Source organism: Paenibacillus sp. UNC217MF (assembly GCF_000686865.1).
Taxonomy (GTDB): domain Bacteria; phylum Bacillota; class Bacilli; order Paenibacillales; family Paenibacillaceae; genus Paenibacillus_B; species Paenibacillus_B suaedae.
Genome location: NZ_JMLT01000021.1, coordinates 66190 through 82642 on the forward strand (window position 1 = coordinate 66190; position 16453 = coordinate 82642).

The 16453-nt window shown below is 47.9% G+C and carries 14 protein-coding genes; 12 read left to right on the forward strand and 2 right to left on the reverse strand.

Features of this window, described 5'->3' with window-relative positions; genetic code table 11:
- Window positions 1-17 precede the first annotated feature (17 nt).
- The 8 genes from BP95_RS0112915 (at window position 18) to BP95_RS0112950 (ending at window position 9524) form a co-directional block, all read left to right on the forward strand.
- Window positions 18-3728 carry a DNA polymerase III subunit alpha gene (locus BP95_RS0112915; protein WP_028532393.1) on the forward strand — a complete coding sequence of 1237 codons (3711 nt, stop codon included), beginning with the start codon at window positions 18-20 and terminating at the stop codon, window positions 3726-3728.
- 120 nt (window positions 3729-3848) lie between these two features.
- Window positions 3849-4373 (forward strand): phosphatidylglycerophosphatase A family protein, encoded by a 525-nt coding sequence (locus BP95_RS30300; RefSeq protein ID WP_036667037.1) that lies wholly within the window; start codon window positions 3849-3851, stop codon window positions 4371-4373.
- Between the two features lie 169 nt (window positions 4374-4542).
- Window positions 4543-4731: a hypothetical protein gene (locus tag BP95_RS0112925; protein ID WP_021252166.1), complete on the forward strand. Its 189-nt coding sequence runs from the start codon at window positions 4543-4545 to the stop codon at window positions 4729-4731.
- Window positions 4732-4868: 137 nt separating this feature from the next.
- Window positions 4869-5750, forward strand: a complete 882-nt coding sequence (accD, locus tag BP95_RS0112930) for an acetyl-CoA carboxylase, carboxyltransferase subunit beta (RefSeq protein ID WP_021252165.1) — start codon at window positions 4869-4871, stop codon at window positions 5748-5750.
- On the forward strand, window positions 5740-6705 hold the full coding sequence (locus tag BP95_RS0112935; protein ID WP_021252164.1) for an acetyl-CoA carboxylase carboxyltransferase subunit alpha: 966 nt from the start codon (window positions 5740-5742) through the stop codon (window positions 6703-6705). The genes accD and BP95_RS0112935 overlap by 11 nt, the downstream gene beginning before the upstream one ends.
- Before the next feature lie 220 nt (window positions 6706-6925).
- Window positions 6926-8356, forward strand: coding sequence for a pyruvate kinase (gene pyk, locus BP95_RS0112940; RefSeq protein WP_021252163.1), 1431 nt, complete (start codon window positions 6926-6928; stop codon window positions 8354-8356).
- 122 nt (window positions 8357-8478) lie between these two features.
- Window positions 8479-8979 (forward strand): acyl-CoA thioesterase, encoded by a 501-nt coding sequence (locus BP95_RS0112945; RefSeq protein WP_028532394.1) that lies wholly within the window; start codon window positions 8479-8481, stop codon window positions 8977-8979.
- A 152-nt stretch (window positions 8980-9131) separates the two neighbouring features.
- Window positions 9132-9524, forward strand: coding sequence for an FxsA family protein (locus BP95_RS0112950; RefSeq protein ID WP_036590083.1), 393 nt, complete (start codon window positions 9132-9134; stop codon window positions 9522-9524).
- A gap of 78 nt (window positions 9525-9602) precedes the next feature.
- Here the strand turns inward: BP95_RS0112950 and ytvI (BP95_RS0112955) are convergent, their stop codons facing one another.
- Window positions 9603-10718: a sporulation integral membrane protein YtvI gene (gene ytvI, locus BP95_RS0112955; protein WP_028532395.1), complete on the reverse strand. Its 1116-nt coding sequence runs from the start codon at window positions 10716-10718 to the stop codon at window positions 9603-9605.
- A 349-nt stretch (window positions 10719-11067) separates the two neighbouring features.
- On the opposite strand from ytvI (BP95_RS0112955), the gene citZ reads away from it, so the two are divergent.
- From citZ to BP95_RS0112975, 4 genes are all read left to right on the forward strand, one after another.
- Window positions 11068-12180, forward strand: coding sequence for a citrate synthase (gene citZ, locus BP95_RS0112960; protein ID WP_021252159.1), 1113 nt, complete (start codon window positions 11068-11070; stop codon window positions 12178-12180).
- 133 nt (window positions 12181-12313) lie between these two features.
- Window positions 12314-13612, forward strand: coding sequence for an NADP-dependent isocitrate dehydrogenase (gene icd, locus BP95_RS0112965; protein ID WP_021252158.1), 1299 nt, complete (start codon window positions 12314-12316; stop codon window positions 13610-13612).
- A 14-nt stretch (window positions 13613-13626) separates the two neighbouring features.
- On the forward strand, window positions 13627-14577 hold the full coding sequence (gene mdh / locus BP95_RS0112970; RefSeq protein WP_028532396.1) for a malate dehydrogenase: 951 nt from the start codon (window positions 13627-13629) through the stop codon (window positions 14575-14577).
- Window positions 14578-14735: 158 nt separating this feature from the next.
- Window positions 14736-15179 carry a hypothetical protein gene (locus BP95_RS0112975; protein ID WP_021252156.1) on the forward strand — a complete coding sequence of 148 codons (444 nt, stop codon included), beginning with the start codon at window positions 14736-14738 and terminating at the stop codon, window positions 15177-15179.
- A 105-nt stretch (window positions 15180-15284) separates the two neighbouring features.
- On the opposite strand, the gene ytvI (BP95_RS0112980) is transcribed toward BP95_RS0112975, so the two are convergent.
- Window positions 15285-16433 (reverse strand): sporulation integral membrane protein YtvI, encoded by a 1149-nt coding sequence (ytvI, locus tag BP95_RS0112980; RefSeq protein ID WP_021252155.1) that lies wholly within the window; start codon window positions 16431-16433, stop codon window positions 15285-15287.
- Window positions 16434-16453: the final 20 nt, after the last annotated feature.

Consider the following 16453-nt stretch of genomic DNA (forward strand, 5'->3'; position numbering starts at 1 on the left):
TTGAAGGAGTGAATGGTATGGATCAGTTCGTGCATTTGCACGTGCATAGTGAATACAGCTTGCTCGACGGAGCAGCGCGTATTGAAGCGCTTGCTGCACGAGCAGCCGCATGCGGAATGAAGGCGCTAGCCCTCACGGATCATGGGGTGATGTACGGAATCATTCCTTTCTATAAAGCATGTATGTCGCATGGCATTAAACCCATTATTGGCGTGGAAGCGTATGTAACGACAGGAGCGCTCCAGGAGAAGGTATCGCGCAAGGAACAGCCTATTTATCATTTCATATTGCTGGCGAAGAATGAGCAGGGATACCGCAATTTGATGAAGATTTGCTCGGTAGGGCACTTGGAGGGATTTCATTATAAGCCTCGTGTCGATATGGATACGCTCCGCAAATACGCAGATGGGATAATCGCGCTAAGCGCCTGCCTTGGCGGCGAGGTGTCGCAGCATGTGCTTCACGGCAATGAAGAGGCAGCGCGCAGCGCGGTTGAACGATATAAGGATATTTTCCGTGATGGATTTTATATTGAGCTGCAGGACCATGGCCTTCCGGAACAGAAGAAGGTTAACATTGGCCTTATAGCTTTAAGTGAGCAGACGGGCGTTCCGCTCGTTGCAACGAATGATGTGCACTATTTGCAGCAGGAAGATGCAGCGATGCAGGATGTCCTTATTTGCATAGGTACGGGGAAGTCGGTTGAGGATGAGGGGCGGATGCGCATGCATACCGACCAGATGTACTTTAAGTCGCAGGAAGAGATGACGACATTGTTCCGTCATGTCCCGGAAGCGGTTGCGAATACGGCTCGTATTGCGGAGCAGTGCAATGTGACGCTGGACTTCGGAGGGCATGTCCTTCCCGCCTATCATCCGCTCCCTGAAGGCATGAATGCAGGACAGTATGTGCGGCAATTGTGCGAAGAGGGGCTGACGAGTCGCTATCAAGCACTGCCGGAATGGCAGGATGAAGCCTTCCAGCGAGAGGCGAGAGAGAGGCTTGTCTATGAGCTGAATACGATTGAGAATATGGGATTCTCTGATTACTTCCTCATCGTGTGGGATTTCATTCGCTTCTCCCATGAACAAGGCATTATGACAGGTCCCGGACGGGGCTCGTCAGCGGGTAGTCTTGTGGCATATTGCTTGCGGATTACGAATGTCGATCCGCTCAAGTATCATTTATTGTTCGAGCGATTTTTGAATCCGGAACGGGTGACGATGCCTGATATCGATATTGACTTCAACGATGAGCGGCGTGATGAGGTTATTGCTTATGTTGCGAATAAGTATGGCCATGACCGCGTGGCGCAGATTATTACGTTCGGTACGATGGCTGCGCGGGCAGCGGTGCGGGATGTCGGCAGGGCATTGAATGTGCCTTATAACGATACGGATCGGGTAGCGAAGCTGATTCCGAATCAACTCGGAGTCACGCTTGAGAAGGCATTGCGGGCTAGCAGCGAGCTAAGCAGTTGGAGAGAACGTGATTCGCGCATACGCGAGCTTATTGATATGGCGTCTAAGGTAGAAGGCATGCCGCGCCACGCATCAACCCATGCAGCAGGTGTTGTCATCAGTGAGGAGCCGTTAACGCATTATGTCCCCCTGCAGGCAGGAACCGAGAATATTGCTCTCACCCAATACTCGATGGAAAATTTAGAATCGATCGGCTTGCTGAAGATGGATTTCCTCGGCTTGCGAACATTGTCGATTATTGAACGAACCTTAGAATGGGTCAATCTTCGCGGCGATGAACCGCTTGATCTAGGCATGATTGATGATGCGGATGAGGCGACCTATGAACTGTTGTGTCGAGGGGATACGACAGGGTTGTTCCAGCTTGAATCAGCTGGCGTACGGCGTGTTCTGCGAGAACTGAAGCCATCTGTATTTGAAGATATCGTATCCGTTCTTGCGTTGTATCGTCCGGGTCCAATGGAGTTCATCCCGAACTATATTCATAGCAAGCATGGGTTGAAAGCTGTCGAATATCCCCATCCCGATCTGAAGCCGATCCTGCAGGATACGTACGGGATTATTGTCTATCAAGAGCAGATTATGCATATCGCCTCCAGAATGGCAGGCTTCTCTCTTGGAGAAGCGGATTTGCTGCGGCGCGCGGTCTCGAAGAAGAAGCGGGAAGTGCTTGATCAAGAGCGGCGCCATTTCGTAGAAGGCAGTCTGAATCAAGGGTATACGGAAGTGGAAGCAAATCGGGTGTACGATATGATCGTTCGCTTCGCTGATTATGGATTCCCACGGGCTCACGCAGCTGCATATGGCGTGCTTGCCTTCCAAACAGCCTATTTGAAGGCTCATTATCCGACAGAATTTATGGCGTCCATGCTGACAGCGAATATGGGAAGTCATCGGAAGATTGCGGAGTACATTGAAGATTGTCGAAGAATAGGCATAACGGTATCGCCTCCGGATGTTAATGAAAGCTATGTTCGCTTTACGCCTGTTGATGGCGCGATTCGATTCGGCCTTGGCGCGATTAAGAATGTGGGTACGCTTGCGATAGAAAGCATATTGAAACAGCGGAAGGAAAAGCCATTTGCAGATTTGCTCGATTTCTGTCAGCGGGTTGATCTTCGGGTGTGCAATCGCAGAGTCATTGAATCGCTTATTCAAGCGGGGGCATTCGATTCACTTCCAGGTCATCGGGCACAGCTATTGGCCATGCTGGATGAGGCCTTGGATGCGGCTGCGAAATGGCGAAAGGAAAGAGAGGATCTTCAAATTCAATTGTTCGGCTTCGTCGAAGTAAACAATTGGACGATTGATTATCCGAATATACCGCCGTTCGCTATGGCAGAGCAGCTTGAGCTGGAGCGTGAGCTGCTCGGATTATACTTATCCGGTCATCCGCTGGATGACCATGCACAGCTGCTGGAGTCCTCTGAGACGGATCGGCTTGTTGATTTGCATGAGGTGCCGGACGAGAGAGAGTGTACCGTTGCCGGGATGGTTGTGTCGCTTCGAACGATAATGACGAAGAAGGGCAAGCCGATGGCATTCATTGAAATTGAGGATCGAATCGAGCGGGCTGAAGTGGTGCTGTTCCCCGAAGTGTGGCGCCGATCAGAACCGTTGATTGGGAAGGGAGCATTGATTGCGCTGCGGGCGAAGGTGCAGCGTCAGGACGAAGGCTATAAGCTGCTTGCTGACGAGGTTGTACCGCTTGAGCCCCATGCCATTGCTGCATTGACGAAGCGTGCTGCCCATCGCAGACGCTCCTCTGAGACGCGTGGTGGACAAGCTTCTCAGTCGCGTATAGCCGGCGAACAACCGTCTGGACGAAGCGCGAATCACCGAGAGGCGGCGGTCAACCTTCAACGTGGTGCTGAAGCGGCCGCCGACATGAACCGAGATAAGGGCAGCATGTATGCGGATAGGACGGATAGGAGTTCATCTGCAGCTCGTATGCGGAACACAGCACAGGGTGGGGGAACCGAAGCTCCTGCCTCCAGAACGAGTGGGCGCCCACCACAGCGACAGCGAGTATATATTAAGATTACAGCCGATCATGAGCGGCCAGACCTGCTGCAACAGCTGAAGGAACTCTTGAAGTCGCAGCCAGGGCCGCTGCCGACTGTATTGTTCTATGAGCGCGAACAGCAATTGCGGGCGCTTAGCGAGGCATATTCGCTGAAGCCGTCACCGGATCTGTTCAAGCGGATCGAATCAATGTTCGGTGCTGGAACCGTACGCGTCAAATAACAAATGTCAGGGATCGAATCTCCTCCCGCAAGTAGCACAATTCCTTATCATCCCGCATAGAGTGGTCATACGCCCTATTCACGGGTAGGTAAAGTTGAAGGGGCGAAGGGAGGGGACGCCATGACATTCAATATGGCGGAACAATGGCTTGTTAAGCGCGGCGTATCACTTGAATCCATCGCGGAGATTGTGCTCCATCTTCAGCAGCCATACAATGCATCGTTGACGCTGGAGGATTGTCTTGACAGCGTACGAGCCGTAACTCGCAAGCGCGAAGTTCAATATACGCTCATAACAGGCATTGCATTGGATTTGCTTGCCGAGCAGAAGCTGCTGCCGGAGCCGCTTCAAGCGATTATGGAGACGGATGAATCCTTGTATGGTGTTGATGAGACACTTGCACTTGGCATTACGAGTGTATATGGAATGATTGGCCTCACGAGCTTCGGATACTTGGATAAGGCCAAGCTTGGCATCATTAATCAGCTCAATTCGGATCGTACGCGAATTCATGTTTTCCTAGATGATATTGTAGCTGGATTAGCTGCTGCTGCGTCAGCTAGAATTGCCCATCACGACAAGCGTGCTCAGCAGTATGGCGAGGGTGAAGCCTGCAAGCTTGACGATAGGAATGCAAATTCTTAAAGAATACGAATAGCCGAGATAGGATAAGGCTTGGCGCTGGTTCATCATTGCTTATTGGGCAGTGCATTGCAGCAAGTCTGTTGGAATTTGTTGCGATGAAATTGACAATTATGATATCATAATGGCATTATATGAGCCGTTTCTGGAACGTTAGGGGGGTCAATCGCGCGTGTGGACTGTTATCTACATCGCACCGACTGCCAATTTAGCAGATAAGATTCAGCGCAAGCTGACCGAGGAAGGATTCCTTATTCAGATCCGTCCAATCCATCTGTCTAAACAACAGTTTGAAATTCTAGTGCCTTCCGGAGAAGTTGAAGAGGTTCAGGAAGTGCTTAATTCGATCTTGCATGCATGATGCGGCTGATGAATGACGATGTTATCGTTCAAACAGCCGATTTTTGTTGTCTATGGTTAGGACAATCTCTAGTTTGAAGCAATAGGATGATGTCCTGTATTTCAACTGGAGAAATCACGCCTAAAGAGGTGTATCGGGTGTTTAAAGACTTATTTCAAAAGAAAAAGTACGCAACGGTGCCGTCCGGATCTGTACACGATGACCGTCCCAGACGCGAAATACCCGAAGGTTTGATGAATAAATGTCCAAAATGTGGCTCGATTCAATATCATAAAGAGCTGGAGAAAAACCTGAAGGTATGTACGCAATGCGGGCATCATATGCGCTTGAATGCAAGGGAGCGCATTGAGATGACTTTGGATGAAGGCCGATTTTTTGAATATGATGCGGATATCGTATCCGCAGATCCGCTTGCTTTTCCAGAATATAAGGACAAGCTGGAACAGCAAAGAGCGAAATCCGGCATGGATGAAGCTGTTATTACGGGCGAGGGGACAATTGGAGGATTTCCGGTTGTCGTAGCTGTGATGAGCTTCGATTTCTTCACTGGCAGCATGGGTTCGGCAACAGGAGAAAAAATTACACGAGCTATTGAAACTGCTATGCAGAAACAATATCCGTTAGTCATCTTCTCTACATCTGGCGGCGCAAGAATGCAGGAGAGCATCTTGAGTCTGATGCAGATGGCCAAGACAAGTGCAGCGCTTGGGAAATTCCATGAAGCAGGCGGATTCTATATTTCGGTATTCACGGATCCGACTATGGGTGGAGTGTCTGCAAGCTTCGCTATGCTTGGCGACATCATTATAGCTGAGCCTGGGGCAAGAGTAGGCTTTGCTGGCCGTCTCGTAATCGAGCAGACGATTCGTCAGAAGCTTCCGGAAGAATTCCAAACGGCTGAATTCAATCAGAAGCATGGACAAATCGATCTGGTTGTGCAGCGCAAGGACATGAAGTCCACGTTGGCGAAACTTATCGATCTGCATACGGTGAAAGGGGATGTAGCTCATGGCGAATGAACTTCCGTTCGAGCAACCTTTGGTGGAGTTGAAGCAGAAGATTGCTGAATTAAAACGGTTCGGCGACGAGAAGCAAATTGACTTTACTGAAGAAATCGCCCGGTTGGAGGAGCGTTACGCCAAGTTAGCGGCAGAGATCTATGCTAGCATCTCCCCATCGCAGAAAATGCACTTGGCGAGACACCAACAGCGACCAACCACACTGGATTTTGTCCAGCATATATTTACTGATTTCATTGAGCTTCATGGTGACCGACTGTTCGGCAACGATCTTGCTATTGTGGGCGGATTGGCGCGACTGAACGGGGTGCCGGTAACGGTAATCGGACATCAGCGGGGCAAGGATACTAAGGACAACATTGCAAGATTCTTCGGCAGCCCGCATCCAGAAGGCTTCCGTAAGGCACTTAGGCTCATGCATCAAGCGGACAAGTTCGGTCGTCCGATCATTACATTCATCGATACGAAGGGTGCATATCCAGGCAATACAGCTGAGGAACGAGGACAATCAGAAGCTATTGCACGCAATTTGCGGGATATGGCCATGTTCGGCGTGCCAATTATTTGCGTCGTCATCGGTGAAGGTGGAAGCGGCGGCGCGCTCGCGCTCGGCGTAGGCAACCGAGTTCTTATGTTGGAGAATGCAATCTATTCATGCATTTCCCCGAACGGTGCTGCATCTATCCTCTGGAAGGATGCGTCCAAAGCCGACCAAGCAGCAGAAGCGATGAAGATTACAGCTTCTGACCTGAAGGAACTCAATGTTATCGAGGAGATCATTCCAGAGCCTCAAGGCGGTGCGCATAAGGATGTTGAAGCGGCCTCCGCCAACATGAAAGATGCGCTCTGGCGTCATCTGACCGAGCTGATGGGGATGTCCCCAGAGCAGCTTCGCGAAGATAGATATGACAAATTTCGCAATATTGGCGAGTTCGGCATTCTGCAGCACGGATAAGTTCAGTGGCGTCTGTGTCCTGAATCCCGCGTCCTGACTGGGATGACACGGTTTTCATGAGTCAATTGACTTAAAACATCGTTCACTGGTAAAACTTATAAATATGATTATCTTCATATACAAATTTTATTGAGTATAGTAAATTAGATAGTTGAGAGCCTTGTTTTTAGCAATACAATATAGAGATACAGAGAGACACACATAATTGGAGGAAGCCCATATGCGTAAAACAAAAATCGTCTGTACTATCGGTCCTTCCAGCGAATCTTTAGAGAACACTAAAAAATTGATCATGGCTGGCATGAACGTTGCTCGTCTCAATTTTTCACATGGTGATTTTGAAGAGCATGGCAACCGAATCAAAAACATTCGTCAAGCATCCCAAGAGTTGAACAAAACGGTTGCAATTCTCCTTGATACGAAAGGCCCTGAAATTCGTACAGGTAAGCTTGCTGTTGACTCCGTTGACCTCGTTGAAGACGAGTTCATCACATTGACAACAGAAGAGATCCTTGGCGATAAAGACCGCATCTCCGTAACTTACGAGAACTTGCCTCGTGACGTTGAAGTCGGTTCCACAATCTTGATCGATGACGGCCTCGTTGGTTTGACGGTTGTTGAGATTCAAGGTACAGAAATCAAATGCAAAATCGTTAACGGCGGCACAATCAAGAGCAAAAAAGGCGTTAACGTTCCTGGTGTGAAAATTTCCTTGCCAGGTATTACAGAAAAAGACGCGAACGACATCCGCTTCGGTATTGAGCAAGGCGTTGATTTCATCGCTGCTTCATTCGTTCGTAAAGAGCAAGACGTTTTGGAAATTCGTGAATTGCTTGAGAAGCACAATGCAACTCATATCCAAATCATTTCCAAAATCGAAAACCAAGAAGGCGTAGACAACCTGGATGCAATCCTGGAAGCGTCTGACGGCTTGATGGTTGCTCGTGGTGACCTTGGCGTTGAAATTCCAGCTGAAGAAGTTCCACTCGTTCAGAAGCGTATGATCGAGAAGTGCAACTTGGCTGGCAAGCCAGTTATCACAGCTACACAAATGCTTGATTCCATGCAACGCAACCCACGTCCTACACGTGCGGAAGCAAGTGACGTGGCAAACGCAATCTTTGACGGTACGGATGCAATCATGTTGTCCGGTGAAACAGCTGCTGGTAAATACCCAGTTGAATCCGTATTGACAATGTCCCGTATCGCTGAAAAAGCTGAATCTGCGCTTGAATACCGTGAAATCTTGGTAAAACAAAGCTCGAGACAGCAAGCTACAGTTACTGATGCAATCAGCCAAGCAGTTGCTAACACAGCTCTTGATCTGGATGCAAAGGCAATCATCAGCTCTACACAAACAGGCTACACAGCGCGTATGGTATCCAAATACCGTCCGAAAGCTCCAATCATCGCTGTGACTCCTTCTGAGCAAGTAATGCGTGGTTTGTCCTTGACTTGGGGTGTTACTCCAGTTAAAGTCGATCAAGCTACTTCTACAGACGAAATGTTCGACGTTGCTGTTGCAGGCGGCGTGAAGACAGGCATCGTTGCAGAAGGCGACTTGGTTGTAATCACAGCTGGTGTTCCTACAAGCTGTGCAGGTTCTACAAACCTTGTTAAAGTAAGCCAAATCGGACAAGGCCGTTGCTAATAAGAATAGGCCTATCCAATTGAATATAGAAGCAATACCAGACAAGAGCAATGGTTGAACCATTGCTCTTGCTGTATTTGTGAACGTACCCTCGAATGCGCTACAATGGAGGAGGAAAGAAGATGTATCATGACGCTAGGGAAGAAGATCAATCGGTATGGTTTGGTTATCCGCTGCGCGTTCGCTATCAAGAGACAGATCGAATGAATGTCGTATTCCATGGCAACTATGTGACGTGGTTCGAAGTCGGAAGAACGGAATGGATTCGAGCTCTCGGTATGAACTATCGGGATCTTGAAGCAAGAGGGCTGCTGCTCCCTGTGGTCGATTTGCAGGTGAAGTTCAAGCGTCCCGCATACTATGATGATCGAGTGATGGTATATACGCGCTTGATGCAGCTGTCGCCTCTCCGGTTGACATTTGAGTCACAGGTATGCAGGATAGAGGGCGGTACAGACACAGGCCTGCCTGAAGCAGGCTGGGTCTCTAAGCCATCCGGCAAGCTGCTCGTGGAAGGAACAACTACTCTTGCTTGGCTGAATGCGGATTGGCGGCCTATTCGTCTTGAGCGGGAAGCGGAAGATGTATGGTCATTGCTGGAGCGAATGCGCCCGACCTCTTAATTCATCTTCATATGAAGGATGTTGATTTCTCCATTTCAAGAGATGGATGGGAATGATTCTACTTAGAATGTCATCCATGAGAGTTGCATGATTGTAATGCAAGATGCAATGCATAAGTCATTATGCAAGGGAGGGAATGGTTCTTGAATCCGATGGTATGGGTACTCATTACTCTGACATTAATTCCTGCACTGGAAGTGTACGGTTTCGTACTGATGAGCAACTGGGTAGGGGGCTGGAATACGTTCCTGTTGATATTGCTTACCGGGGTTATCGGAGCAGTAATTGCGCGCTACGAAGGGAATCAAGTGTTGGCAGAAGCTCAGAAGCAGATGCAGGCAGGGCAAATTCCAGGACGTTCTGCGGTAGAAGGCCTATGTATTCTTGCAGGAGGAATCTTACTGCTTACACCGGGATTCTTTACGGATATTATTGGCTTCACACTTGTATTTCCGCTGACTAGACCGATCTATAGGCACTATCTGCTTAAGTGGTTGGAGAAAAAGATGAAAGACGGAAATTTTATTTATTTCCGCCGTTTCTAATCTTGAAATATACACGCCCGCTGAATGGTGAAGAACCATGTGGCGGGCGTTTTTGTGTACATTTGAACAGTGCGTTTTTTATTTTCTGCCGCTGATAATATACGTCTGTAAATCCAGAAAGACATTTGCTCGCTTCATGGCAGACAGCAGAACGAGGGAAACGGGGCCGACAATAAGTCCGAGGAAGCCGAACAACTGCATGCCGACGAACATGGCAATTAGCATGAGGAGCGGATCAAGACCGACTGTTGACGCCAGTACCTTCGGCTCCATAATCTGCCTCGTGAGCAGGACGATGGCATATACGATAAGTAAGCCAATGCCAAGCGAACCTTGGTCAACGGCAAAGCAGTATACAATCCATGGAATCATGACAGCACCGACACCAAGGTACGGCAGCAAATCGATAATGCCGACGAGAAGGCCGATGGTGATTGCATAATCCACGCGCAGAACAATGAGTCCTGTTGTAATGATGAACATCGTAATGGAAATGAGAAATAACTGGGCTCGCAAGTAACCGAATAGGGCGTGCTTCAGATCGCCCCAGATCGTACGCATGGATTGATTAATGGAGGCAGGCATAGCACGTGCAGGGATGCCCATCCAACGCGACCAGTCCTTGCTTATGAAGAAGGCGGATAAGAGAATGATGATTGAAATGGATGCCACATTTGGAAGGCTGGACAAGAGACGGACGATCGCATCCAGAAAAGAGGTGATGAAGTTGGTGATCACTGTCGTTATCTTTTCTGCAGTGCTCGATAAGTTACTGTTGATCGAGCCTTGAAGATTTGGATTATCTTTGTATAAGGAGCCAAGCGTTTCAAGAAATGTGCGAACCTTATCATTTTCGAACAGCTGAATAAAGAATTCCCTCCATAGACGGAGAAAATGATCCATAGAATTGGACAGATTATAAACCTCTCTCACCACACGCGTAACTACCGCTGCCGCAACCGTTAGCATCGACGTAATGAACAGGGTCAAGCATATCGTAACACTTAGCCAGCGCGGCATACGGAACTGTTCTGACATCCACTCAACAACGGGATTGAGCATTAGAGCGATCAGCCAGGCAATGAGAAACGGATAGAGCAGGGGGACTAATAGATAGCAGGATAAGAGTATAAGTATACCAACGGTCAATACCCACCCTCCGCGAAGAATACGCTTGATGATGTGCTGCTCCATGATCTCAATCACCTCCATGAATCCTACTGTAAATCCTCGGTTTCCCAGCACGTCCGATCTGGGAGGACGACCCTCTCTATATGCTATGCGCCATACCCAATTTCCTTGATTTTTTCTTTTTATCCTCAATGATTTCAAGGAGTTTAAAAAACGTTTATACCTCTGATAAAGCATTTCTATCCATATTTTTCAACTGAAACCGTTCACATTTCCGACATTATCCATTATCATCTTAATAGAAAAACTTGCCTTTTTTTCCGGGGCGGAATACTTCGAAACACATCGAGATAACACAGGGAAAAGAAAGATGGGATGGTATTAGGTTACATATGCAAAGGAGAGAGGGCAGATGACAGCAACGAAAGGTTTGGAAGGCATAGTTGCAACGACTTCTTCTATTAGCTCAATCATCGATGGTGTGCTAACATACCGCGGTTATAATATCGACGATTTGGCCGATCATACGACATTCGAAGAAGTTGTTCATTTATTGTGGTTCGGCAAGCTGCCAAATCAAGAGGAACTTTCGGAGTTACGCACTCGTCTGGAGAAGAGCGCTGCAATTCCTTCAGCCGTTGTTGAACAAATGAAATTGTATCCGTCAGACGCGAATACGATGGCTGTTCTCCGAACTGCGATTTCTGCATTGGCTCTGTATGATGAGCAAGCGAATGACACGGGGCATGACGCTAATGTACATAAAGCCATTGCGCTGCAAGCACAGCTACCAACTGTGGTCGCGGCTTTTGCACGCGTTCGTGCAGGGAAGGAGCCGATTTCTCCGAAACCGGGTCATTCCATCGCTTATAATTTCCTATATATGTTAACTGGCGAGGAGCCTTCCGATAGCGCTGTATCTGCTATGGACAAGGCGCTTGTCCTTCATGCGGATCATGAACTGAACGCCTCTACATTCGCTGCCCGGGTTACGGTTGCCACCTTGTCGGATATGTACTCCGGTGTTGTATCGGCAATCGGCGCGCTGAAGGGGCCGCTGCATGGGGGAGCCAATGAAGCGGTTATGGTGATGCTGGAGGAGATTGCAGACCTTGATCGTGTTGATGATTATATTCAGTCCAAGCTTGACAACAAGGAGAAGATTATGGGCTTCGGGCACCGTGTATATAAGAACGGAGATCCACGGGCGAAGCATCTGCAGAAGATGTCCCATGAGCTTGGAGAAGCGTGTCAAGATATGAAGCTGTATGATATGTCGACACGCATTGAGTCTCTCGTTACTGGACAGAAGGGACTGAAGCCGAACGTTGACTTCTATTCAGCATCTGTCTATACCATGCTGGGCATTCCGAGAGACTTGTTCACGCCAATCTTTGCAATCAGCCGCGTATCCGGCTGGACAGCGCACATTTTGGAGCAGTTGGACAATAACCGTATCATTCGCCCGCGGGCAGAGTATACAGGCCCATCCAGTCAGTTATTTATCCCGATTCAAGAACGGTAATTATCAACTCAATTGAGATAAATGTAGAAGTTTTTGAAAACATAGGTTGTCTTACAAATTGACGGGTTGCTACAATAGAAGAGTAGCTCCCGTTAGCTGTTTGTGTGACAATGAAATTGAAGGAGGAACATCTGTGATTCAATTGGACAAATTTGCACCACCAACCGAAGGCGAGAAAATTAAGATTGAGGATGGCAAGCTTCAAGTTCCTGTTCATCCAATTATCCCGTTCATTGAAGGGGATGGCACAGGTCGTGATATTTGGCGCGCATCCAAGCGTGTATTGGATGCAGCTGTTGAGAAGGCATACAACGGCGAACGCAAACTTGCATGGTATGAAGTATTCGCTGGCGAGAAGGCATTCAATGAATACGGTGAATGGCTGCCGAATGATACGCTGGAAGCCATTCGCGAGTATATTGTAGCGATTAAAGGTCCATTGACGACGCCAATCGGCGGCGGCATTCGCTCTCTGAACGTTGCACTTCGCCAAGAGCTTGATCTGTACGTGTGCTTGCGTCCAGTACGTTATTTCGATGGTGTTCCTTCTCCTGTTAAGCATCCTGAGCTGGTTGATATGGTTATTTTCCGTGAGAATACGGAAGACATCTACGCTGGCATCGAGTATGCTTCCGGATCGGAAGACGTGAAGAAAGTGATTCAATTCCTTCAAGAAGAAATGGGAGTGAAGAAGATCCGCTTCCCTGAGACATCAGGTATCGGCATTAAGCCTGTATCCTCCGATGGCTCCAAGCGTCTTGTACGTGCTGCGATCGAATATGCGATCAAGCATAACCGCAAGAGCGTGACGATCGTACACAAGGGGAACATTATGAAGTTCACCGAGGGTGCGTTCAAGAACTGGGGCTATGAAGTGGCGGAGCAAGAATTCGCAGAGCACACATTCACTTGGGGACAATATGACCGCATCAAAGAGGCTGAAGGCACGGAAGCGGCTAACAAGGCGCAAGCAGAAGCTGAAGCGGCTGGTAAGGTCATCATTAAGGATGCAATTGCAGATATCGCATTGCAGCAAGTATTGACTCGTCCGAAGGAATTCGATGTCATCGCGACATTGAACTTGAACGGCGACTATTTGTCTGATGCATTGGCTGCTCAAGTTGGCGGCATCGGCATCGCACCTGGAGCGAACATCAACTATGTGACAGGACATGCGATCTTCGAAGCAACGCACGGAACTGCTCCGAAATATGCAGATAAAGACGTAGTAAACCCAGGTTCTGTTATTCTGTCTGGTGTTATGATGCTTGAGCATCTTGGCTGGCAGGAAGCTGCAGACCTCATCTATAAAGGCATGGCAAACGCCATCAACAGCAAGACTGTCACTTATGATTTCGCGCGTCTGATGGAAAACGCGACAGAAGTAAAATGCTCGGAGTTTGCTGACCACATCATCAATCATTTGAACTAGGAGGTCGAATCCGAATGGCTATTCGACGCAACAAGATCACAGTCGTTGGTGCTGGTTTCACTGGAGCGACAACTGCTCTTATGTTGGCTCAGAAAGAACTTGGAGATGTTGTATTAGTAGATATTCCTCAGTCGGAGAATCCGACGAAGGGCAAGGCGCTTGATATGTTGGAGGCTGGCCCGGTTCAAGGCTTTGACAGCCGAATTACAGGAACATCGAACTATGAAGACACGCAAGATTCCGATATCGTCATCATTACAGCAGGGATAGCTCGCAAGCCTGGTATGAGCCGTGATGATTTGGTGACTACGAACGCGAGCATTGTGAAGTCGGTATGTGAGAATGTGAAAGCTTATTGCCCGAATGCCTACGTGATTATTTTGAGTAATCCGGTAGATGCAATGACATTTGCTGCTTTTGAAGCACTTGGATTCCCTAAAAATCGCGTAATCGGCCAATCCGGCGTTCTGGATACCGCTCGCTACTGTACATTCATTGCAGCAGAGTTGAACGTATCCGTAGAAGATGTGCGCGGCGTCGTGCTTGGAGGACATGGGGATGATATGGTGCCGCTCGTTCGTTATACGAGCGCAGGCGGAGTACCGATAGAGAGCCTCATTCCACAAGAACGCATTGCAGAAATTGTACAGCGTACACGTGTAGGCGGCGGTGAGATTGTCAATTTGCTTGGCAACGGAAGTGCTTACTACGCACCAGCTGCTTCCATCGTGCAAATGGCGGAAGCCATTCTGAAAGACAAAAAACGGATTCTCCCGGTCATCGCATACCTCGAAGGGGAATACGGTTATGACGCTTTATTTATGGGCGTACTGGCTGTACTCGGTGGAGATGGTATAGAGAAAGTGATCGAGATCGAACTGACGCCAGAAGAGAAGGCTGCACTGGATAAGTCGGCCGAATCTGTCCGTAACGTTATTCAAGTGGTCGCTGGAGAACGTGTATAATGCAATGATTCCATTATTTATGAACATTGTGACAAATCTCATAGAAATATCAAGAAAGACATCGAATATTTCGGTGTCTTTCTTTGTGTTAGTAAGTAAATTTTAGTATAATGGAACGAAGATTGAACCATATCATGTCTATGGAGGGAATGTATTTCATGTACAGTGCCTTTAGTCTTTTGCACATTTTAGGTGCAGTAGCAATGGGGTTCTATGCCATTGTTCCATTTATCGTAGGGAAATTAAACAAGCTGTCTACAGCAGGACAAGAGGGGCTGCTCGTGGGCGTGGGAACGGCGAATCGTCTGGGACAGTATTTCTTAATCGTTCAGTTCATTACAGGCGGTTATCTCATGAGCCAAGCGAAGTACAGTGTGCTCTGGATGGTATTGACAACGGTTGTCTTCCTGGCGATTGCTGCATTTAGCGGCATCATGGGCAAGCAAATTAAACTTGCGGTGCAGTCCGCAAAAAGCGGTAAAACGGATGCAGCAGCTACAGGCAAGGTTCGCACTTTCAGTACGCTTATCTTCGTATTGTTCATCGTCATTGTTCTTCTGATGGTTTATAGCTATAAGTTCATTACGGTAACGACAGGATAATAGAATCGCCCGGTCAGACTTACGTCTAGCCGGGCGATTTTTTTGTTTTTTTGTTTGAATCACCTGATGAATGGTCTAAGATCGTTTACGCGTACTTATCCAACCTTAGTCAATGAGCGATACAGCCTGATCGTCTTCTTTACTGAAAAAGGAGCCGGTCATAATATAGCGCCATACATCCCGGAACACATGAGCTTTCTGCAACGCAGTAAGCACGACGAGAGCGAGGATCCCAATAATAATGCCGGGTACGCCAAACAACTTCAAACCACCATAAAGAAAAATGAGAAGCAGAAGCGGATTCAGTCCAATGCTGTCCCCGTATACTTTCGGTTCAAAGGCGTGCCGAGTAACGAGAATGATAGGCCACATAATCAGCAGTCCTGTTCCTAAAAATACATTTCCTTCAACATAGGCGAATACAGCCCATGGCACAACGATAGCAGGGATGCCGACTAATGGAATCAGGTCTACAATGCCGCCAATAAGCGCGATGGTAAAAGCATATTCTACTCCGAGTACAAGCAAGCCAAGAAAGAAGACAAATGCGGTAATACTGGAGAGAATAATATGGCCTTTAATATAACCGAACACGGCGTTCTGCAAATCACTTGTCACGACGCCAAGTGAACGGCGTACCCGTTCAGGAATGAGTGTGTTGCCCTTGGATGAAATCGTATTCCACTGTTTGCTGATTAAGAAGGTAGCTACCAAGACAATGACTGTGATGACCGCAAGCTTAGGCAGGAATAAGACGGTAGCTTTCAAGAAATGAAACAAGTAGGTGACAATTAACGTGCCTCCGCTAGCAATCGTTCCTGTGTATTTTGACAGCGATGATTTCAAATCTGCAAAGTTGAATGTATCATTCATGTCGGTGAGAAAATGCTGGAACTCCGCAGAATAGAAATAAGCTTCAGCCTGTATTCTCCATTCCACAATCTGATTCTGTACGATCCCCATAATATGCCATGATTCGGAAATGATCTTCGTCGTGAATAGGTACAGAATTCCTGCGATGATGGCTGCGAAGAGCAGTAGGGCCGTCATCACGGCGAATCCACGGCGGAACTTCCAACGCTTCTCCAAAAAACGAACGATTGGATTCATCATGTAAGCAAGCAGCCAGGCAATCAGAAACGGGCAAATGATCGAAAAACCGAAATAGAATACCGCTGTAAACGAAGCAATGATCAGTAGCACCCATGTTGCTCGGAAGATGCGGTGAACGAGAGTAGGATTAAAAATAGGCATTCATGACTTCCTTTCTATGA

Excerpts from the sequence above, each read along its gene's own strand:
- BP95_RS0112915 (WP_028532393.1), top strand. The coding sequence starts at position 18 with ATGGATCAGTTCGTGCATTTGCACGTGCATAGTGAATACAGCTTGCTC.
- BP95_RS30300 (WP_036667037.1), top strand. The coding sequence starts at position 3,849 with ATGACATTCAATATGGCGGAACAATGGCTTGTTAAGCGCGGCGTATCA.
- pyk (WP_021252163.1), top strand. The coding sequence starts at position 6,926 with ATGCGTAAAACAAAAATCGTCTGTACTATCGGTCCTTCCAGCGAATCT.
- BP95_RS0112945 (WP_028532394.1), top strand. The coding sequence starts at position 8,479 with ATGTATCATGACGCTAGGGAAGAAGATCAATCGGTATGGTTTGGTTAT.
- BP95_RS0112975 (WP_021252156.1), top strand. The coding sequence starts at position 14,736 with ATGTACAGTGCCTTTAGTCTTTTGCACATTTTAGGTGCAGTAGCAATG.
- BP95_RS0112950 (WP_036590083.1), top strand. The coding sequence starts at position 9,132 with ATGGTATGGGTACTCATTACTCTGACATTAATTCCTGCACTGGAAGTG.
- BP95_RS0112935 (WP_021252164.1), top strand. The coding sequence starts at position 5,740 with ATGGCGAATGAACTTCCGTTCGAGCAACCTTTGGTGGAGTTGAAGCAG.
- ytvI (WP_021252155.1), bottom strand. The coding sequence starts at position 16,433 with ATGCCTATTTTTAATCCTACTCTCGTTCACCGCATCTTCCGAGCAACA.
- mdh (WP_028532396.1), top strand. The coding sequence starts at position 13,627 with ATGGCTATTCGACGCAACAAGATCACAGTCGTTGGTGCTGGTTTCACT.
- ytvI (WP_028532395.1), bottom strand. The coding sequence starts at position 10,718 with ATGGAGCAGCACATCATCAAGCGTATTCTTCGCGGAGGGTGGGTATTG.
- citZ (WP_021252159.1), top strand. The coding sequence starts at position 11,068 with ATGACAGCAACGAAAGGTTTGGAAGGCATAGTTGCAACGACTTCTTCT.